Consider the following 3,434-nt stretch of genomic DNA (forward strand, 5'->3'; position numbering starts at 1 on the left):
CATGGACGCACCCTGAAAAAAGGCGGTATCCCGCCAGATTTCAGATGCTCTGGTAACTTGTTGCCGAGTAGTTCACTATGTATGAATTTGATTTGTAATAATATTATGAGGAAGATGAATCATATCAAAAAGGCGTCTCCATAAAACCGTGGAGGTGCCTTTTCTTTCGGGAAATATGGCAAACGGGTTTACAGAAAGTGTTTCTGTTTCCGGTATTCTGTTGGGGTTAACTTGTAGCGTTTTTTGAATAATCTGCAGAAATAGTTAACGTTATGAAATCCTGTCTCAGAAGAAATGAGACTGACTTTTTTCTCGGTTTTTGAAAGTAACTGACCGGCCTGTTTTAAACGGTAATTAATGAGATAGTTAACCGGCGTTATATGTAAATATTTCCGAAACAGATTCAAAGCGGTACTCTTACTGACCATTGCCTGTTTTGCAATGTCATCCAATGAGATACTCCGTGAGTAATTCAGGTGGATAAATTGCATCATGAGCTGTAAACGGGCTTGAGAAGCAGTGGAATACTCCTGGTGTTCTTTCGGGTATGAAATGTCGGTATTTTCAGATATCTCCAGCCAGAGATTCTGAAGGAGAGAACTGGTAAGGAGTTCTTTGGTTGAAACGGAATCCTGTGCAGAAATAATTTGCCGCATGACAGATAAAACCTTTGCCTGCCAGCATATTTCTTTATGAAATATGAGAAATGGCAGTGGGGAAGAAATAATCGGAAGAATATATTTCTGATAAATCAGGCTGTCGCGAGGGGCAATAAAAGAAGGCATAAATACGAAATTGGGAATGATGGCTTTTGATGGAGAATAAAGGCGATGGAGTACCTTTGTATTAATGAAGATCCCATTTCCTTCGGTTAAATTAAATCGGTCTTCTCCAATCCATAAAGTAACGGTTCCGGATTCAATAAAAATAAATTCCAATTCTGTATGCCAGTGCCATTCGATACAGTTGAAATCAAAAACTGACAGATCTTCATAATAAAACTGGAAAGGATAGCTATTGCTTCCGTGCAAAACTGCCTCCATCAGATCTTCATCTGTAATGATTTTCGTATAGGTTGTATTTATATTCATAGAAACTTCCTTCTTTGAAACATACTTTACGATATTATACAATAAATATCAGAAATAATTCAATGAAAACAATAGAATTATAATATATAATTCAATAAGAAATGAGGTGAAAGGGCATGATGTTCAAATGGTTACATAAAAGTAAAATAAGGATGGTGATTCTTGATATTTTATGAAAACAAAGGTGAAGATAGAGAATTCTGTATCTGGAAAGAGTCTTTCTATGTATGTAGACAGTACGAATAAAGTAAATGAATTAATGCTCGATCTGATAGAGGCAGGATTTACCGTTAACTATGAGCCTCGTTATATATCGGGAAATTATGAAGGATGCTTTCTGTGTGAGGATGGAAATGTGATTAAAATATGTTGTAGAAAACAAAAGGAGTGATGACTATGCCAAATTATCAGAAAACAAAAAGAGCCTGTTATATGGGATTTATTACACAGGCAATTGCAGCTAATTTTGCACCATTGTTATTTTTAAAATTTCATCATGATTATCAGATTACACTTGGAAAAATCGCATTGATTTCTACCTGCTTTTTCCTTACACAGTTGTTGGTAGACCTGTTTTGTGCAAAGTTTGTGGACAAAATAGGGTATCGTATCTGTATTGTTGCTTCTGAGGTATGTTCCGCAGCAGGATTGGTGGGTCTGGCTTTTATGCCGGATCTTTTGCCGGAACCGTTTGTCGGAATTATCCTGAGTGTGATTGTATATGCAGTCGGAAGTGGTCTGATTGAAGTGCTTTGCAGCCCGATCGTGGAGGCGTGTCCATTTGATAACAAAGAGGCAACGATGAGTCTGCTTCACTCTTTTTATTGTTGGGGAGCAGTGGGTACGATTGTGATCTCCACACTGTTTTTTGCAGTGTTTGGCATGGACAACTGGAAATGGCTGGCTGTCTTATGGGCACTTGTTCCGGCCATAAATATCTATAATTTTGCAACTTGCCCGATTGAGCATTTTGTAGATGAGGGGCAGGGGATGGGAATAAAGGAACTGTTTCGCAAATCTTTTTTCTGGCTTTCTATATGCTTAATGATCTGCTCCGGTGCATCAGAACTGGCTATGGCACAATGGGCATCTGCTTATGCAGAGGCTGCCCTGGGGCTGTCAAAGACAATTGGCGATCTGGCCGGTCCCTGCATGTTTGCTGTTACAATGGGAATCAGTCGTGTGATTTTCGGAAAATATGGTGCGAAAATGGACCTGATGAAATTTATGACCGGATCCGGAATTTTATGTGTGATATGCTACCTGCTGGCTTCTGTTTCATCGAATCCGATAACAGGTTTGATTGGATGTATTATCTGTGGCTTTTCTGTTGGGATTATGTGGCCCGGCACAATCAGTATTTCATCAGAAAGATTTCCGGCAGGTGGAACGGCTATGTTTGCTTTGCTTGCTATGGCGGGGGATCTGGGTGGAAGCATAGGTCCGGGGATTGTTGGACGTGTTACACAAAGTGCTGGAGACAATATTCGTGCGGGTATGGGGGTTGGACTTTTGTTCCCGGTTACTTTATTAATCATGCTTTTTATTTTTGCAAGGCAAAAGGATCATAAATGAAATCTTTTTCCAAAAAGTGGGAAAAAGGCTGAGAATAGTCAACGGCGGATAATGATGTCCGCCGTAAATTTATTCCTGTTTATTTATTGAAGCCAAGATACCTTTGGCCAGTGCGATACTAATCTGTGGGTACAATTCCTGAATTTCCTGATATTTTTCTTCGATCAATTCCGGCTCATCTGCCCAGACATCCTCATAGATTTTTATAGCCTTTTTGAAATGGGTTTTAGCCTGTGAGATATTTGCTGTAATCAGGCGGCGTAATTGTTGATCTGCGGGATACTGTCATTGGTGTAAAGCAGCTTATACTGTTCCAGTAGCAAGATACCCTTTTCCATGTGTCCTTTTGCAAATTCTGTCTGACCGTTTATGCGATAAAGACCTCCAAGATTGGCATGAAGGTTGGAAACAAGGTGGGCATTACCGTCTGTGGTTTCTTTGATTTACGCAAGTGCTTCTTTTTCCAGCTTGATGGCTTTTTCTGGTTTTGTTTCCATTGTTGCCTGGTAATCCAGCAACAGTGCACGGTCAGAAGAGGTGCCATGATTATTTCCTTTCAAAAGTTGTTTCAATTCCCGGATAATTTCTTTCATACCTTTCTGGTAGTGGTATTTCTCCATATATGGGAAGACATCCTCTAAAAATAGAAGGTATTTGGACATATCATCTTTATCAATCAGGTGAATGATATTTTCCACTGTCTGGAACATTTTTTGTAATAGTTGACTTCCGTGCCGTGCATCAAACATATTTTTTGAATTGAATAAC

The 3,434-nt window shown here is 39.3% G+C and carries 2 protein-coding genes and 1 pseudogene; 1 reads left to right on the plus strand and 2 read right to left on the minus strand.

The window, feature by feature from the left end; translation table 11 throughout:
* Window positions 1-188: 188 nt before the first annotated feature.
* Entirely contained in the window at window positions 189-1,091 is a 903-nt protein-coding gene (locus WMO75_RS19020; protein ID WP_173906109.1) for an AraC family transcriptional regulator, read from the minus strand.
* Window positions 1,092-1,487: 396 nt separating this feature from the next.
* Between WMO75_RS19020 and WMO75_RS19025 the strand changes: the two genes are divergently transcribed.
* Window positions 1,488-2,666: an MFS transporter gene (locus tag WMO75_RS19025; protein WP_118699684.1), complete on the plus strand. Its 1,179-nt coding sequence runs from the start codon at window positions 1,488-1,490 to the stop codon at window positions 2,664-2,666.
* 443 nt (window positions 2,667-3,109) lie between these two features.
* Here the strand turns inward: WMO75_RS19025 and WMO75_RS20150 are convergent.
* A pseudogene (locus WMO75_RS20150) lies at window positions 3,110-3,434 on the minus strand (tetratricopeptide repeat protein); the annotation flags it as partial.

The organism is Blautia intestinihominis, assembly GCF_040096655.1.
GTDB lineage: Bacteria > Bacillota > Clostridia > Lachnospirales > Lachnospiraceae > Blautia_A > Blautia_A intestinihominis.